Raw genomic sequence first — 14,579 nt, 5'->3', positions numbered from 1 at the left:
GAATGGAGACCGTCATGACCGGATGGACCAGGCGCGACATGCTCCGCACCAGCAGCGCGGTCGTCGCCGGCACGATGCTGGCGGACGTGGCCGGCGCTGCCGCAACGCCGCAGCCATCGAGCGAGGCGCTGGCGCATGTCGCGTCCGAACTGCGCCCGGCCGCGCGGCAGATCATGCTGCTCTCCGCACAGGGTGGCCCGTTCACCGACGCCAAACTGCCCAAGCTGCGCGCGACGGGCGCGGCCGGCGCCCAACCGCCACTTGCCGACATACCCGTTCAGACGCGGCAAATTGTGGTCGGTCGCGGACAGCCCGACGTCACCGTCTATGTCGTCAATGCGAGGCCCGGTGGTCCAGCGCGCCCGGCGATCCTGCATACGCATGGCGGCGGTTTCATCGTCGGGTCGGCAAAGCAGGAACTCGCTTATCTCCAGCAACTGGCCAAGGACATCGACTGCGTCATCGTCACCGTCGAATACCGCCTGGCGCCCGAGACGCGCTACACCGGCTCGATCGAGGAGAATTACGCGGGGTTGCGCTGGCTCCATGCGCAGGCCGCGATGCTCGGCGTCGACCGCAGCCGGATCGCGGTGATGGGCGAAAGCGCGGGCGGCGGCCACGCCGCGCTGCTCGCGATCGTCGCGCGGGATCGCGGCGAGGTGCCGGTCGCGTTCCAGTCGCTGATCTATCCGATGCTCGACGATCGCACCGGCGGCGCAGTCCGGCTGCCGCCGTTCATCGGCGCGGTCGGCTGGGATGGCCCGGCCAATCAATATGGTTGGCGCTCGTTCCTCGGCATGGCGCCCGGCACCGCGCAGGTACCCAGCGCCGCCGTCCCCGCGCGCGTCGCCGACCTGCGCCGCCTGCCGCCCGCCTTCATCGCGGTCGGCGGCGTCGACCTGTTCGCACTCGAGGACATGACGTACGCGCGACGCCTCACCGAAAGCGGCGTCGCGACCGAATTCCTGCTCGTCCCCGGCGCGTTCCACGGCTTCGACCGCGTTGCACCGGAGACGCCGCAAGCGCAGCAGTTCACCCACGCCAAACTCGCCGCACTACGCCGCGCGTTTGCTACCGGTGGATGAGACTCTCGCCCCTCCCCAATCGTGACAGGATCTGCATCGCCTGTGCGCATGGGAGCACGCGGCCTGATAGGCCTCATTGCCCTGAGGCGACGATTTTTGATCGCCAGCGAGGGGCCGGGCAACGGCACGCGTAGGTACTGCATAGGGCAAAGGAACGATGATGATCGACGACCTGGACGTCCGGCTGGCGCGTATTGCCTCGGTGACGTTGACCGACGAACTCGAGGGTTTCGAACACGCCGTGCTGGGTCGGATAGCGACCGAACGGGCCCAGACCGACACAATGCTTCGTCTCGGCGTCGCCGCCGTCACCGGCGCATTGCTTCTCGGCGGACTCAGTTCACTTGACCAGGCACCGCCGACGCGGGCGGTCGGCGCGTTCGAGATGCTGGGCGGGGCAAGCGCCCTTGCGCCGTCCACCTTGCTTGGCGGATCGTGATGAGGCCGCGTACCGACGTGCTGCTCATCATCCTGGCGGCGTTCGTGGCCGCAATCGTGGGTGTCATCGCGGGCCGCGTCTTGACCGTCCCGGCCGCGACGCCCGCCGCCGAATTGCACGCTGTTCTGCACAACCGGATGGATCTGAATCGCGACCAGACGACGAGGCTCGACGCGCTGGAGCATGTCTATGCGGTCCATCGCGCGGCGATCGAACGTCAGATGCGGGCCGACAACACAGTGCTCGCCGCCGCGATCGAGACCGAGCACGGCTATGGTCCGGGCGTCGCCGCCGCCGTCGACCGCACGCACGCCACGATGGGGGAACTGCAAAAGGCGACACTCGCCCACATCTTTGCGATGCGCCAAGTGTTGACGCCCAGACAGGCCCCGCAGTTCGATGCCGCGGTGGTCAAAGCCTTGACCGACGACTCCCATGCCGCGAAGTGACGACCGCGTTCACCTCGATGTCCGATGCCGAGCTGGTCACGCTGGCGCTCGCACGCGAGGACGCCGCATTTGCCGAAATCGTCCGTCGACATCGTGCCGCGCTCTACAGGCTCGCCCGCGCCAGCCTGGGGGATGCCGACGACGCACTCGACGCAACCCAGGACAGTTTCGTACGCGCGTATCGATCGCTCAGCCGGTTCGATCTCGAACGACCGCTGCGCCCTTGGCTCGTACGGATCGTACTGAACGCCTGTCGCGACCGCATACGACGCCGGATGGTGCGCCGCTATCTGATGCCGTTCGCCGCCGAGGCGCATGATCGCGTCGCCGACGACTCCCCGCATCAGGGCGTCGTAGCCGGCGACCGGCAAGACCTTGACCGGACCCTGCGCGCGATCGCTGCGCTTCCCGCCGCCACGCGCGAGCCGCTGGTCCTCTGCGCGATCGACGGCATGAGCCAGGCGGACGCCGCGACGATTCTTGGCATAAGCATCAAGGCGGTGGAGACACGTGTTCGGCGCGCTCGGGAGGCTTTACGAACCGCGCTCGATCGTTTCTGACGAGGAAAAAAACACGCGCCGTCGAGGGGGCGACATCCGGCGTGCGTACCACCATCATCACCCATGCGGTACTCTGGAGCCTGAATGCACGACCATCTTACCCGCCGCACGGTGTTGCGCGGTGCCGGCCTCGCTGGCGGGGCCGCTGCGTTTGCAGGCTGGATGCCGGCATGGGCGCAGTCCGTCTCGGCCGGGCTGACAGCACCGCTACCAATGGTGTCGGGCGACGACATCCGCCTGACGATCGCACGGCAACGCATAACGATCGATGGACGTGTAATGAAGGCGATCGGGATCAACGGCACGGTTCCAGGCCCGTTGATCCGCCTGCGCGAAGGTCAAACCGCGCGCCTGTCGGTCGTCAACGACCTCGACGAGGACAGTTCACTGCACTGGCACGGGCTGCTCGTACCCGCGCAATATGATGGCGTACCCGGCGTCTCGTTTCCCGGTATCGCCCCGCGATCGACCTATGTCGCGGAGTTTCCGGTCCGACAGGCAGGCACCTATTGGTATCACAGCCATTCGGGTTTGCAGGAGCAGCTCGGGCTCTATGGTCCGATCGTCATCGATCCCGCGGGCATCGATCCGGTCGCGTCGACCCGTGAGCATGTCATCGTGCTGTCGGATCACAGTCCATCGTCGCCCGCCGCGATCTTCCGGCGGATGAAGCTTGGCGATGGCTATTACGACTTCCAGAAGCAGACGCTCGCGGGAACGCTGGCAGGCCGCGACCAGCCGCTGAAGGACCGGCTGAAATGGGGCGGGATGCGGATGTCTCCGACCGACATCGCCGACGGAACCGGCGCCGCTTATGTCTATCTCGTCAACGGCCACGGCCCCCGCGACAATTGGACGGCATTGTTCACACCGGGCGAACGCGTCCGCCTGCGGATCATCAACGCCTCGTCGATGACGACTTTCAACGTCCGCATTCCCGGCCTGCCGATGACGATGGTGCAGGCCGATGGGCAGAACGTGCGGCCCGTCGCCGTCGACGAATTCCAGATCGGCGTCGCCGAAACCTATGACGCGATCGTGACTCCTGGTGATTTGGCCTACACGCTGGTCGGTGAAAGCGTCGATCGATCGGGCATGGCCCGCGCGACACTTGCGCCCCGCGCCGGCATGACTGCCGCCGTTCCACCGCTGCGCGCACGACCATTGGCGACGATGATCGACATGGGCATGGGCGGAATGAGCCATGCCAGCATGGAGAGGGCCGCCCCAAACCACGGGGTCGATCCGACCGCCGAACAAAATGGATCGGCGCAGCTCGCGACGCCCGGAACGCCCGCAATGGCTATGCCAGCGCCCGCCATGCCCGGACCGACGGCGAAAATGGACCCAGCCATGGATCATGGATCGATGCCGGGCATGGACCATTCTGCTATGGTAATGGGGCAGCCCTCGGCGATGCACGGGAGCGACATGGCCGACATGAGGATGTCGATGCGCGACTTCTCGAACGCGCCGGCGATCGATCGGAACCCCGGCGTTCAGACGGTCGCGATGGCCCCGATCGATCGCACCGCTTATCCGGGACAAGGCTTGGAAAATGTCGGGCACAGGGTGCTGACCTATCGCGATCTGGTCGCCGTGGAGCGCAACCCCGACGTCCGCGCGCCGACCCGGCAGCTCGACATACACCTGACGGGCAACATGGAGCGCTTCATGTGGTCGTTCGACGGCGTGAAGATGTCGGACACGATGGACCCGTTTCCCTTCACCCTCGGCGAGCGTGTCCGCGTGACGCTTATCAACGACACGATGATGGCCCATCCCATCCATCTCCATGGTCATTTCTTCGAACTGGTGACCGGACACGGCGACCATGCACCGCGCAAGCATACGGTGATCGTCCAGCCGGGCGGCAAGGTAAGCTGGGATCTTACCGCCGACGCGGTCGGCGACTGGGCGTTTCATTGTCATATGCTCTACCATATGCATGCCGGGATGATGCGGACGGTGAGCGTCCGTCCAGCGGGAGACACGGCATGAACCGCGTCCTCGCACTACTGCTTATCGGCAGTGCAACTATCGCAACGCGTGCCCTTGCGCAGGATCACGCGATGCACGGTATGGCGATGCCCGCAAAACCGAAGCGCGCTAAACCCGCGCCTCGCAAGCTTCAGCCTGCCAAGCGTGCGACTGCAAAGACACCGACGCGCTCTGCCGCAACGCGGAAGGCTTCGACGGTCCGCCCGACGGCCCCTGCTGCGCGCCCGTCGACGGAACCCGCGATGCCGGCCATGGATCACGCGCATATGCCCGGCATGACGATGCCAGGTACGACGGCGCCCGGTATGACGGCGCCTGGTATGACGGTGCCCGAGATGGACAGGCCCGGCGGACATGCCGGTCATGACATGACTGCGCCCGCGATGGCCACCGACAAGATCGCGCCGACGGGTACCGCGTTCCCGGCAGGCAATGCCCCTGCCCCGCCCTTACCAACCGGTCATTTTGCCGATCGTCAGTTCGGAGCCGCCGCTATGATGCCGGCCCGCGCGCAGATGATGCGGGAGAGCGGTGCGCAACGCCTGGCGCAGGTGATGTTCAATCTCGCCGAATATCAGATCCGCAATGGCAAGGACGGCTATCGCTGGGACAGCGAAGGCTGGTTCGGTGGCGATATCGACCGCGCGGTCATCAAGACCGAAGGCTCCGGCGCAGTCCGCGGCGGTGTCGAGGCCGCCGAGGTACAGGCGCTCTACAGCCACGCGATCGGCCCCTATTTCGATGTGCAGGCGGGCATTCGCCACGACTTCGCACCATCACCGACGCGGAGCTATGCGACGATCGGCGTCGAGGGTCTCGCGCCGTACATGTTCGATACCGAGGCGGCGGTTTTCGTCTCGACCAAGGGGGACGTGCTCGGGCGGCTCGAAGGCTGGTATGACCAGCGCCTTGCTCAGCGGCTCGTGCTCCAGCCCCGGGTCGAATTCAATCTAGCCGCGCAGGATATTCCCGAAACGCGGGTCGGTGCAGGACTATCCGACGCCGAACTCGGCTTGCGCCTTCGTTACGAGATCGCGCGTGAGTTCGCCCCCTATGTCGGGATATCCTATGAGGTGAAGACCGGTCGCACCGCCGATTACGCGCGGACCGACGGCAAGGATGTGACGACGACCAGCCTGGTTGCGGGCGTACGATTCTGGTTCTGATGGCGGTGTCCGCCGCGCCGCGCAGCCAGGCCGGCCTTGGCAGCGCTGTGCTTCACCGCTCCCCGAACAGGTCCCGCTGTGCCTTTTCGAGTTCCTCGGCATAGCGTCGTCGGACGAAACTTTCTGACAAGATGCCGAGCACCCGCCGGTCGTCGTCGAGCACTGCGAGTTCGTCAGCGCCCGATGCGTCGAAGCGACGCATGATCTCGGCAATATCCATGGTCGGCGTCAGCGCGGATTCGATGTTGATCGCCAGCGGGCCGACCGGCGACTGCGGATCAAGCCCTTCCGCATAAGCCGTCGGGGTCTGGACGATGCCTGCATACCGATCCTCGCCATCGATCAGGACCGTTCGGCTGGTCGCACCGAGCGGCACGCGGCGTCGGAACTCGGCGATCATGATCCCCGCCGGCAACGGCTTGGCATCACGCCGCATCATCCGCCCCGCGGTCAACGTCTTGACCCAGCCGACGTCGCGCGCGCTCTTGATCGTCTCGCCGCGCAAATGCAGTCGCCAGGTCGAGAAGCTGTAGCCGAAGGTCTCGCGCACGATCGTCGATGAGACCAGCGCCGCCGCCAGTACCGCGCCGGTCAGCGCAAAATCATGCGTCGCCTCCAGCACCAGCATCGCCATCGTCATCGGCCCGCCGACCACCGCAACCGCGAGCGCCGCCATCCCGACCAGCGCGGCATTGCGCGGATCGACCACGTCCTGCCCGGCCAGCGCAGCCAGGCTGCCGGCAAACAAATGGCCGACCAGTGTGCCCAGGAACAGCGACGCGAAGAACAGCCCACCACGAAAGCCGAAGCCCAGCGACACGATCGAAGCCGCGCATTTCGCGAGGAAGATCATCGCGATGAACGCCAATGATGCCCCCAAAGCGAGATCGGCATGAAGCGCGCCATGTCCTGCAGACAGGACTTGCGGTGAGACCAGCGCGATGGGGATGAGCAAAAGGCCGCCGATTGTCGGCCGCGACCATTCCGGCAGTTTCGCGCGCCGCGATGCGGTTTCGACCAGCGCCACCGCGCGCATCAGGACGACACCGATCCCGGCACACAGCGCGCCGAGCCCTGCATAGATCAGATAGTGATACGTCTCGGTCGGCATCGTCGAGACCGAATCGATAACATAGGGCTGGATCCCGAGAAGCTGCGCGACCAGCGTCCCGGCCAGCGCCGCCGCCACCACCGGGGCGAGCGCGGTCGGCGTGTAGGCACCGATGACGATCTCGAACGCGTAGAACGCGCCGGCAAGCGGTGCACCGAAGGCTGCCGCGATCGCCGCGCCCGTCCCGGCGCCGACGAGATTCCGCAGGTCGGCACGGCGCAGGTTGAACACACGACCGGCGACCGATCCGATTGCGCCGCCCAGTTGCGCATAGGCCGCCTCGAGCCCGACCGACGCGCCGAACCCGTTGGACAGCATAGTCTGTACCGAGATGACGAGGCTGTCGGACACCGACATCCGACCACCGTGCAGCGCGTTCGCTTCGACCGCATCGACCATCCGGCGCTTGCGCGATCGGACGGCCAAGGAAAAAGCCGCCAGCACGACGCCGCCGATCGGCAGCACGACGAGTGCGCCCGCCGGTAATGCCGGCAGCGCGCTCAAACGCCCGGCCGACGACAGGCCGAACAGCACATGCTGCAACGTCCGCGCAATCGCGCCCTGTAGAACACTGAGCAGCCCCGCCCCGGCCCCGACGAGCGTCGCCAGCACGATGAAGGCAGCCTCGCTCGCGCGGACACGGCGGCGAATCCATTTGAGGAAGGAAAGAGCGTTCAGGGTCGTGCGCCAGGCCGGGGATTCGGTCTTGCTCATCTACGTCGGGACGCGGCAATCATGACAGGAATTTCGTTCGCCATTCAACTGACACACCCACCGCAGCTTCAGGACCGGGTTTCTGCACGTCCCCCGCCGCAGCCTGTGCGATAACGGAATGCTTCGAGGACACGCTGCCGACGACCGCGGCGCTGTTTCAAATCCACAAGACCAACATAGTGACCACCTTCGATGACACCCACGATCCTGTGCTTCGATGGGCGTTTCAGCGCTAGCGCTCGCGTCGGACTTGCCCGTCGAACATCGTCGTCGTCCGACCGCCGACCCATACCTGTCCGTTCCCATCCTGTGCGACGTCGATGCGTCCGTCGCGACCGATGCACGAGCCCTGCGCGGCAACATAGCGATCGTGCGCGCGACCGCTGGCGAACAGCCATTGGCCGACCGAGGCGTTGAGGCTGCCGCAGACCGGGTCCTCGATCAGCGCGCCGTGTGCGTCGCTGAAGATCGCGCGGATCTCGAACGCGGCGTCGCTGCCAGCCGGGTGCGGGCCGACGATCCCGATGTCGATGCGCCGGGAATGATGGCGGGCAGGCTCGACCGCCAGCACGTCCGCAGCGGTGGCGAGCATCACCGCGATCCAGCCGGGACCGTTGTCGACCCATTGCGCATCGACGATCGCGGCGCAGTCGATCCGCAGCAGGTCGGCTACTTCCAAGATTTCCACTTCGGTCGGCATGCCGCTACGGATCAACGGCGGTGCGGCGAACGCAAGCCGGTTGTCGTCGTGGCGGACCTCGACGAGACCGACGCCGCATTCCTGCACGATCACGCCCGCGCGCTTCGGCGTTCCCCCCGCCTCCAGCCACGCGTGGCATGTTCCCAGCGTCGGATGCCCGGCAAACGGCAGTTCGCGCGCAAGCGCGAAGATGCGGACGCGGTAGTCGGCGAGGGTATCGGTCGGCGGTAACAGGAACGTGGTTTCCGACAAATTGAGCCAGCGCGTGATGCGCTGCATGTCGTCGGTAGAAAGGCCCTGCGCGTCGGCGACGACCGCGAGCGGATTGCCGGTGAACGGCGCGGTGCCGAACACGTCGACCAGCTTGAAGGACTTGGTCATGAGCGAGTCTCCGGTTGGCGGCGGTCTTGCCAAGCTCGAGTCAGGAGCGGTGCGTCGATCCGGCGGACCGTATCGCCGACCGCCCCGCGCCAGCAGGCGGAAGCCTGGATCGCCTGGGTAACTATGCGCAGGCTCCCGCCCGCCCCGCCGCACGCCGCGGTCGCCGCGCGATCGATGCGGCGCAGCGCGCGGCGTGCCAAGGCCGGCGTGGGCGATGACAGGTCCGCGCGCGGCACCGTGACGGCGTACCGCTCGGGGCCGACCCGCATTTCGCGCGCAGTGCTTGGCGCGGACAGCGTGGTTAGCATTAGGGCGGCGAGAATCTTGGTCGTCATGAGAACCTCCTGTGCAGGCCACCGATGCCGATTTGCAGCTGGCCAGGACAGGGACGGATGCGTACGATCGGGGCGAACTGTATTGGTCAAGAGAGCGGTACGATGGCGACGAACATGCTCGAAACGCGGACCGGACAGGTCATGCACGTCATCCGCGATCGGATCGAGCGGCGGACGCTGACACCCGGTGCGCGGCTACCGTCGGTGCGCGCGATGGCGGAGACGATCGGGTTTTCCAAATCCACCGTGGTCGAGGCGTATGACCGGCTCGCCGCCGACGGCACGATCCGGTCGCGACCCGGATCTGGCTTCTACGTCGCCTCGCCGCTCGCCCCGCTGGCGCTTGACCGATTGGGTGGCGCGGTCGAGCGCGAAGTTGATCCGCTGTGGATGCTGCGCCAGTCACTCGCCGATGGTGGCAAGCGCATCAAGCCTGGCTGTGGCTGGCTGCCGGACGAGTGGCTGGCGGGCGATGCGATCCGCAAGGGGCTGCGGGCCGCCGCGCGTGAGACCCGCGATCGCGCGCTGACCGGTTATGCCTCGCCGCAGGGATCGTTGCCGCTGCGCGCGCTGCTCGCCCGGCGGCTGTCCGGACAGGGCGTCGATGCCGCGCCCGACCAGATCCTGCTGACCGACAGCAGTACGCATGCGCTCGACCTTGTCTGCCGCTTCCTGCTCGAACCCGGCGACACCGTGCTGGTCGACGATCCGTGCTATTTCAACTTCCTCGCGTTGCTCCGCGCGCACCGCGTCAAGGTCGTCGGCGTGGCGATGACGCCGACCGGGCCGGACGTGGCGGCATTCGCCGCCGCACTCGCCGAGCATCGCCCGCGTTTCTACCTGACCAACTCCGCGGTCCATAATCCGACCGGCGCGACCCTGGCCGCCGCGACGGCGCACAAACTGCTGAAGCTTGCCGACGCGCATGATCTGGTGATCGTCGAGGATGATATCTTCGCCGATTTCGAACATGCGATCGCACCCCGGCTGGCCGCGTTCGACGGTCTCGACCGCGTGATCCGGATCGGCAGCTTCTCCAAATCTGTGTCCGCCGCCATCCGCTGCGGGCATATCGCCGCGCGACCGGACTGGGTCGAGGCGCTCGCCGACCTGCGGATCGCGACTTCGATGTCGGGCAATCCGCTGTCGGCCGATCTGCTCCACGGCGTACTGACCGACGGCAGCTATCGCCGGCATGTCGAGACCCTCCGCGCTCGGCTGGCGCGCGCGATGGCGCGGACGGTGAAGCGACTGCGCGCGGTCGGGATCGAACCGTGGATCGAGCCCGACGCCGGCATCTTCCTATGGGCGCGGCTCCCGGATGGCATGGGCGCGGTCACGCTCGCCCGCGCGGCACTGGCGCAAGGCATCGTGCTGGCGCCCGGCAACGTGTTCAGCACGAGCGGGGCGTGGGGCGACTATTTGCGGTTCAACGTGGCGATGTGCGACGACGATGCGCTGTTCGCGTTTCTGGGTGACGCCTGCCGGTCGGTGGGTTGAGGACAGCCTGGGGCGATCGATGCCGGACCAGATTGTCCGCCATGTGATCGACGAATACGCGAACCTTGGGTGCGACGTGACGGCACGCCGCTCGCCTTTTAGCTCCGCGTACCCGCGGGAACGTTCCTTGGCGGCGCGCTCACGCTGTTCAGACGGCCTCTACGCACGCTGCAGGCTCGGCCGCGGACGTTGCGCAATCGATGATCGTCACTGCCTGGAATGGCGCGATCGCGGGCGGCGGACTGGTCGGCGGGTATGGGCTCGATACGCGGGGGGCCGGCAGCATGGTTTCTCGTCCCGCCGCGCTATGTGAATCCAGCAAGGTCTTGCGAAAGCGTTTTGCTGATCCGCTCCGACGATCAGGGTGTGACCGGATCGCCAGCCAAGACCATCGCTAGCGATGCCCCATCGGCACGTCTGGGTCCGCGTCATCCCCGCGTGGTGCAGGCCCTACCCGAGATATCGCTATCATAGAGGCTCCTCCCGGCACGCTTACGCACACAGATTTTAGCGTACGCACAAGGATGGCGATGGTCAGGACAGGTGTGATTTTCGTCAATCAAACCTGGATCTAGGCTTTCGCAGCCTTTCTTGCGGAAAGACTAACAGTCTGGCCGACGGTTGTTGATCTATATTACTGATTATCGAATACTATATTCGGGATCTGGTGTGGTGGCCCGCTAAATATAGTGCCAATTATGTCACAAAGCGGCAATACTGATAAGAAAAGTAAAACTGCTTCGCGTCGGATTCGGGCGTAATCAGCTGTCGCCGTTCCGCAAACCCCTGTAACGGAACTAGATGCTCCACCGTTACTCGTCGTTTTGGATCTAAATTACGACGTTCCCGCCGTTGACACGATCTCTCGGAATGGTAGCCCTATCATAAGCGGCAACGACCGTGTGCACTCTGGCCTGATCAGGGCGGCCGGAATTAGGGGAGGGACTATGATCAAATTTCCGCGCGCGTTGGCGCATTCGGTATCTACCATCGCCGTCGTGGCAGGGCTGGCAGCCTCGAACACCGGCAGCGCGCAGACAGGTCCTGCGCAGACGGGTCCAGCGCAGACGGCCCCCGCCCCCAGCGCGCAGACGACGCCTGGCGCGCCCCCCGCGGCCGACACGCTTGGTGAAGGCACGACCGAAGACATCGTCGTTACCGGTATCCGCGCCAGTCTCAACCGCGCGATCGACATCAAGCGCACGTCCGCAGGTGTCGTCGACGCCATCTCGGCCGAGGATATCGGCAAGTTTCCCGACACCAACCTAGCTGAGTCGCTGCAGCGGATCACCGGCGTGTCGATCACCCGCGCCAATGGCGAAGGTTCCCAGGTCGCAGTGCGCGGGTTCAGCGGTGGCTTCAACCTAGTGACATTGAACGGCCGCCAGCTGGCGTCGACGAGCATCGATACGAGCACCGGCAACGCCTTCGCGGTCGGCACCGGCCGTTCCTTCGACTTCCAGAACCTGGCGTCGGAAGGCGTCGCAACGCTGGAAGTCTACAAGACCGGCCGGGCCAACATCCCGTCAGGCGGCATCGGCGCGGCCATCAACGTCGTCACGCGCCGGCCGCTCGACTCCCGCGAGGACGGCTTCTCGGGCTCGATCGGCGCCAAGGCCTTGTATGACAGCTCAGTCGAGAACGCGGAAGCCAATCTCAAAAAGGTCACTCCGGAACTGTCCGGACTGATCAACTGGAAGAATCCCAGCGAAACCTTCGGCGTCAACCTCTTCGGCAGTTACCAGCTGCGTGAATCGACCTCGGTCCAGTCCAATCCGAACTATTGGAACATCGTACCGCTCGCCGATTTCATGGCGCGCAACGGCGTTTACACCGATGCGGCGACGAAGATCACGAACACGCCGACCACCGCCTATGTTCAGATCCCGAACGACAGCCGGTACCAGTTCTCGGAAAACCGTCGTGAGCGGCTTAACGGCCAGGCGAACATCCAGTTCAAGCCGACCGACCGGCTCGAGATCACGATCGATGGTCTCTATGCCCGGAACAAGTTGAGCGACGAGCGTAGCGAGCAGACCAACTGGTTCCAGCGGCCCTTCACCGAAGTCACATTCGACGACAACAAGCAGATGCAGACTGCTGTCATTCTGGCGGAATCGAAACAGGCGGACAAGGGCTACGAGCAGCAGCGGTTTGCGACGAAGACCGAGCTCTACTCGTTTGGCGGCAATGTGAAATGGAACTTCACCGACGTCCTGTCGCTGAAGCTCGACGCGAACCATTCGAAATCGACGACCGATCCGGACAATGCGAACGGCACGTCGGCAACGACGATCTCGATCGGCGCCCCGGTCCGCGCAACGCATAAGGTCGACTTCACCAACGGCTTCCCGCAACAGTCCGAAACGCTGAACGACTGCAACGCCACCAACGGCGGCCGCGGTGGTAACTGCAACAACATCCTGGATATCGGGGATGTCGGCACGCAGATCGCACGCGAAATTTTCTCAGAACAGCAGTCGCGGGTCAATCAGTTCAACGGGGAATTGGGCTGGGATCTCGGCAACGAGAGCCGCTTCGTGTTGGGTGGCAATTATGTGGATGCGAAGACCCGCTCGGCCAGTTCCAACACGCAGCAGCTTCTGGGTGACTGGGGCATCACCGACACCGGTCTGGTCAGCCAGCTCGCCGGCGACCTCGTCAGCACCTATTGCCTGACCTGCAAATTCGACAAGTTCGACCCGGCGTCGACCGGATCGGCGCTGGTTGCGTTCCGCGGTAATGCGGTCGACCTGTTGAACGTCTTCTCACCCTATTATGCGAATGTCCCGGGGCGTGGCCGGGTGTTGCAGGGCGCCACGGATGATACCGTCGGCGAGAAGACCTGGGCCGTCTATGGTCAGATGAAATGGGCCGGCGACATCGGCGGCCGTCGCGCGAACGCGCTGATCGGCGTTCGCTACGAGCAGACCCGGGTCGACTCGCTAGCTATCCAGTCGATCCCGACGGCGCTGGAATGGCAATCGGACAACGACTTCGCCATCCTCGGCGGAGCGACCGGTGGCGCCGTCAACGTCAAGGCGAAGTATAATAACCTGCTGCCGTCGCTCGATTTCAACATCGAAGTGCTCGACAATGTGGTCGCGCGTACGTCGTTCAGCCGGACGCTTGCGCGAGCCGACTATGGCAATCTCTTCGCCTCGGTCACCGCAAACGCCCCCAACCGCCCGACCGCGCTGGGTGCGGGAGCAGCGCCGGCCTCACGCCAGAACCCAGCGCTGTTGCCGCTGATTTCGGACAATTTCGACGTGTCGGTCGAATGGTACTACAAGCCAACAAGCTTCGTGTCGGTCGGCTTCTTCAAGAAGAACGTGCGAAACTTCGTCGGTAACCAGGTGACGAGTGGCAATCTGTTCGGGCTGCGCGATCCGGGTTCGGGGGTGGCGGGATCACGCTCGGGGACGGCGCTCGACTATCTGCGCACCAACGGGATCGCCCAGACCGACGAAAATCTGTTCGCCTACACCGCGTTGCTGCAGAAGAATGCCGGTAACCAGGCAGCGGCAACGGCGGCTTTCCAGGGCGCGCTCGATCCGGCAACGGGTAAACTCAACGGTGCATTCTACAACCAACTTGCACTCGACGTTAACCTTGTCGGCGACGTCAACGATCCGCTGGTCAATTTTGCGATCAGCGAGCCGATCAACAATCGCGAGGCGGACATTCACGGCTTCGAAGTCGCCTGGACCAACTTCTTTGGCCAAACCGGCTTTGGGTTCGCCGCCTCGTATACCAAGGTCAACGGCGATGTGAATGTCGACCCCTATGCCGATCCGAACGTCAACATCTTCGCACTAAGCGGCTTGGGCGACAGCGCAAACTTGACCGCCATCTACGACAAGAACGGAATCTCGGCCCGCGTGTCGTATAATTGGCGCGATAAATACCTCGCCGCTACCAACCAGGGTACCAACCGCAACCCGCTCTTCACCGCGGCGTTCGGCACCCTGGACGCGAGCCTGAGCTACGACGTGACGCAGAATATCTCGGTGTCGCTCGAAGCGGTCAATCTGACGAGCGAGCCGTTCCGGCAATATGCCCGCACCGAGACCAACCTGGTCTATGTGCAGGAGCTCAAACCGCGCTTTTATCTCGGCGCGCGCTACCGGTTCTGACG

The 14,579-nt window shown here is 64.9% G+C and carries 11 protein-coding genes; 8 read left to right on the top strand and 3 right to left on the bottom strand.

What is annotated here, in order from left to right; all coding sequences use genetic code 11:
* The first annotated feature begins 14 nt into the window (after nt 1–14).
* The 6 genes from U1763_RS00405 to U1763_RS00380 all read left to right on the top strand — a co-directional run bounded on the left by U1763_RS00405 (nt 15) and on the right by U1763_RS00380 (nt 5,700).
* A complete protein-coding gene (locus U1763_RS00405) occupies nt 15–1,085 on the top strand; it encodes an alpha/beta hydrolase (RefSeq protein ID WP_332753615.1) in 1,071 nt (356 codons plus the stop codon).
* A gap of 160 nt (nt 1,086–1,245) precedes the next feature.
* Nucleotides 1,246–1,524, top strand: a complete 279-nt coding sequence (locus U1763_RS00400; RefSeq protein ID WP_332753614.1) for a hypothetical protein — start codon at nt 1,246–1,248, stop codon at nt 1,522–1,524.
* Entirely contained in the window at nt 1,524–1,973 is a 450-nt protein-coding gene (locus U1763_RS00395; protein ID WP_332753613.1) for a periplasmic heavy metal sensor, read from the top strand. The genes U1763_RS00400 and U1763_RS00395 overlap by 1 nt, the downstream gene beginning before the upstream one ends.
* Nucleotides 1,970–2,533: an RNA polymerase sigma factor gene (locus U1763_RS00390; RefSeq protein WP_332753612.1), complete on the top strand. Its 564-nt coding sequence runs from the start codon at nt 1,970–1,972 to the stop codon at nt 2,531–2,533. Before U1763_RS00395 ends, U1763_RS00390 begins: the two co-directional genes overlap by 4 nt.
* An 84-nt stretch (nt 2,534–2,617) precedes the next feature.
* Nucleotides 2,618–4,534, top strand: coding sequence for a copper resistance system multicopper oxidase (locus U1763_RS00385; RefSeq protein WP_332753611.1), 1,917 nt, complete (start codon nt 2,618–2,620; stop codon nt 4,532–4,534).
* Nucleotides 4,531–5,700, top strand: a complete 1,170-nt coding sequence (locus U1763_RS00380; protein WP_332753610.1) for a copper resistance protein B — start codon at nt 4,531–4,533, stop codon at nt 5,698–5,700. The genes U1763_RS00385 and U1763_RS00380 overlap by 4 nt, the downstream gene beginning before the upstream one ends.
* Nucleotides 5,701–5,752: 52 nt before the next feature.
* Here U1763_RS00380 and U1763_RS00375 read toward each other — a convergent pair whose 3' ends face one another.
* The 3 genes from U1763_RS00375 to U1763_RS00365 all read right to left on the bottom strand — a co-directional run bounded on the left by U1763_RS00375 (nt 5,753) and on the right by U1763_RS00365 (nt 8,941).
* Nucleotides 5,753–7,525, bottom strand: coding sequence for a chloride channel protein (locus tag U1763_RS00375; protein WP_332753609.1), 1,773 nt, complete (start codon nt 7,523–7,525; stop codon nt 5,753–5,755).
* 232 nt (nt 7,526–7,757) lie between these two features.
* Nucleotides 7,758–8,606 (bottom strand): PhzF family phenazine biosynthesis protein, encoded by an 849-nt coding sequence (locus U1763_RS00370; RefSeq protein ID WP_332753608.1) that lies wholly within the window; start codon nt 8,604–8,606, stop codon nt 7,758–7,760.
* Entirely contained in the window at nt 8,603–8,941 is a 339-nt protein-coding gene (locus U1763_RS00365; protein WP_332753607.1) for a UrcA family protein, read from the bottom strand. Before U1763_RS00365 ends, U1763_RS00370 begins: the two co-directional genes overlap by 4 nt.
* A 57-nt stretch (nt 8,942–8,998) precedes the next feature.
* Here U1763_RS00365 and U1763_RS00360 point away from each other — a divergent pair, with 57 nt between their 5' ends.
* Nucleotides 8,999–10,441 (top strand): aminotransferase-like domain-containing protein, encoded by a 1,443-nt coding sequence (locus U1763_RS00360; protein WP_332753606.1) that lies wholly within the window; start codon nt 8,999–9,001, stop codon nt 10,439–10,441.
* A 947-nt stretch (nt 10,442–11,388) separates the two neighbouring features.
* Nucleotides 11,389–14,577, top strand: coding sequence for a TonB-dependent receptor (locus U1763_RS00355; RefSeq protein ID WP_332753605.1), 3,189 nt, complete (start codon nt 11,389–11,391; stop codon nt 14,575–14,577).
* Nucleotides 14,578–14,579: the final 2 nt, after the last annotated feature.

Source organism: Sphingomonas sorbitolis (assembly GCF_036663875.1).
In the GTDB taxonomy this organism is placed as follows: Bacteria; Pseudomonadota; Alphaproteobacteria; order Sphingomonadales; family Sphingomonadaceae; genus Sphingomonas.
The sequence above is the reverse complement of the archived record's forward strand: the minus strand, read 5'-3'. Positions and strand labels throughout refer to the sequence as shown.

What these genes read in the sequence shown, in the direction of transcription:
- U1763_RS00405 (WP_332753615.1), top strand. Translation starts at nt 15, where the DNA reads ATGACCGGATGGACCAGGCGCGACATGCTCCGCACCAGCAGCGCGGTC.
- U1763_RS00400 (WP_332753614.1), top strand. Translation starts at nt 1,246, where the DNA reads ATGATCGACGACCTGGACGTCCGGCTGGCGCGTATTGCCTCGGTGACG.
- U1763_RS00395 (WP_332753613.1), top strand. Translation starts at nt 1,524, where the DNA reads ATGAGGCCGCGTACCGACGTGCTGCTCATCATCCTGGCGGCGTTCGTG.
- U1763_RS00385 (WP_332753611.1), top strand. Translation starts at nt 2,618, where the DNA reads ATGCACGACCATCTTACCCGCCGCACGGTGTTGCGCGGTGCCGGCCTC.
- U1763_RS00380 (WP_332753610.1), top strand. Translation starts at nt 4,531, where the DNA reads ATGAACCGCGTCCTCGCACTACTGCTTATCGGCAGTGCAACTATCGCA.
- U1763_RS00375 (WP_332753609.1), bottom strand. Translation starts at nt 7,525, where the DNA reads ATGAGCAAGACCGAATCCCCGGCCTGGCGCACGACCCTGAACGCTCTT.
- U1763_RS00370 (WP_332753608.1), bottom strand. Translation starts at nt 8,606, where the DNA reads ATGACCAAGTCCTTCAAGCTGGTCGACGTGTTCGGCACCGCGCCGTTC.
- U1763_RS00365 (WP_332753607.1), bottom strand. Translation starts at nt 8,941, where the DNA reads ATGACGACCAAGATTCTCGCCGCCCTAATGCTAACCACGCTGTCCGCG.
- U1763_RS00360 (WP_332753606.1), top strand. Translation starts at nt 8,999, where the DNA reads ATGCGTACGATCGGGGCGAACTGTATTGGTCAAGAGAGCGGTACGATG.
- U1763_RS00355 (WP_332753605.1), top strand. Translation starts at nt 11,389, where the DNA reads ATGATCAAATTTCCGCGCGCGTTGGCGCATTCGGTATCTACCATCGCC.